Source organism: Endozoicomonas sp. SESOKO2, from assembly GCF_024606245.1.
Classification (GTDB): domain Bacteria; phylum Pseudomonadota; class Gammaproteobacteria; order Pseudomonadales; family Endozoicomonadaceae; genus Endozoicomonas_A.
In genome coordinates, this window is the sequence record NZ_JAHHPQ010000479.1 from 1 (window position 1) to 1,810 (window position 1,810).

At 44.3% G+C, this 1,810-nt stretch carries 1 protein-coding gene; it reads left to right on the plus strand.

The window, feature by feature from the left end; all coding sequences use genetic code 11:
- A partial coding sequence (locus tag KDK17_RS10795; protein WP_257288077.1) for a hypothetical protein occupies positions 1 to 1,810 on the plus strand: 1,810 nt, incomplete at both ends.

Sequence of the window (1,810 nt, forward strand, 5' to 3'; positions counted from 1 at the left end):
TCCATTGTCGTATTCGCGCAGGACGTCTGGTGCATTACCGCTCGGGTTTGCCCCATGGCATTTCGGCAAGCCCCGCCAGAAAGTTCTGCCCCGGGCACGATATAAACTATTCTGCATCGCGGCGACGGAACAATGAACAGATTGTGACCGATATTCTGGAAAATGAAAGTGCCCTGAGCTCCTTTGAACGACGTACTCAAATCGGGATGGAACCGAATCGGAATATTTCGACACGCAGGATGAAATGCGACACCGAATATGCATTTTCCCGAGTTATGGAGGAGGAACTGGCGGATAAATCCAGGCAAAGTCGTGGTGGGGTCATGTGTATGCGCTTGAATTCTGCAACACTCGGCCGTTTGGATGCACAAATTTACAGAGATCAAAGCCAAATCAGGTCGGGATTCCTTGGTTTGGATGCCTTTGCCCGTAATGAGAAAACCATTACGCATTCAGCCGACGACTATCAAAGTGTGGTTCGGCATTGTCAGTCACAAGAGACCCGTTTTTCCAATCCTGTGTCTTTGTCTGATGAGTTGAACATGCTTGAGATGAGTTCTCCCGAAAGCCACGGGCGATTGTTGCGTATGCTAAGGAAACGTTTTAGCCACTGGCCCGACGGGCGCCCGCTGGAACAGCTTTTTCCACAATCCTGGTCAGTTCTTTACCATGAGTTAACCTGTAAAGACAGCCCGTTTCACAAAGGCATCCAGAGTCTCGTCAAGATTTGTGGTGAAGAGCGCATACAGTTGTTGTTTGAGCAAAACCCACAACTGCTGGAGGGCAAGCTGGATTCCCTGGATGGTTTTAAGCTGAAAGGATGGCCACATAAGTTAACCGGGATTGATTTCAGCGGCTGTTCAATGAAGGGGACAGTGTTGCAATCCGTTTCATTTGAGGAGTGTAAACTCAATACAGAACTGTTTAACAGTGCCATTGTTGAAGATGGCCTTTTCATCAAATGTTCTTTTGAAGGTGAGCGGCTTTCAACATCGGTATTAGACAATGCTCGTTTTTTCATTCCGGGTAGTAAGAATGGTCTGGTACTTGAAAGTACATGCCAGCTTTCCCGAATTCTATATGAATCGTGTGTTAATGAGAACAATGAGTTCAATCTGGAACAATGGCTGCAGGTGATGGGGAAAAATTCTTGTCTACGCTTCGGCTCAGCACCGCTGGATGATTTAAGTCGGGAAATTCTGTCCCGACATATTGATGAAATCAAGAGTTTTTATCCACAGCAACTTATTGGAATTATTAATGGACTGTTTGAGATTGACTTTCAGAATATTACTAATGCAATAAATTTTGTTGAGAATAATCGGGAATTCTATGATTGCAAAATCAAAGATCTCAAAGATGTTTATTTTGATTTCAGAGCCATCTTTCTGAAAAAAGGAAATTATGAGGGGCTGCAAGGTGAGCCATTTGAAGAATTATTTAACCTCCGTAGCGTCGCAGATAATGATTATTCCCGTGAAGCGGTTTTGGCGTTGATGCTAAATGTTATTAATCTTGTTCTGTCCCCTGAATCTAATGATCAATACATAGACTTTGGAGTCAATGCCAACAGCACGGATGAGCATGAAGATTGCTGGAAGGAGATTCCTGAGGCCAGTAGAGACAGTGCACAAAACAACTCAATCTCATCTCTGAAAACAGAGGGCCTGCCCCTGGTTGCAATGCGACGTTACAAAGCTTTTCTTTGTTTGGTTTGCCTTAAAGAGTACCGGGGTTATATTCATCAATTCTGGGAAGAATGCTCAGAAAAGAGTCAATTAACAATAGCCAAACACTGTTTGCGTCATCA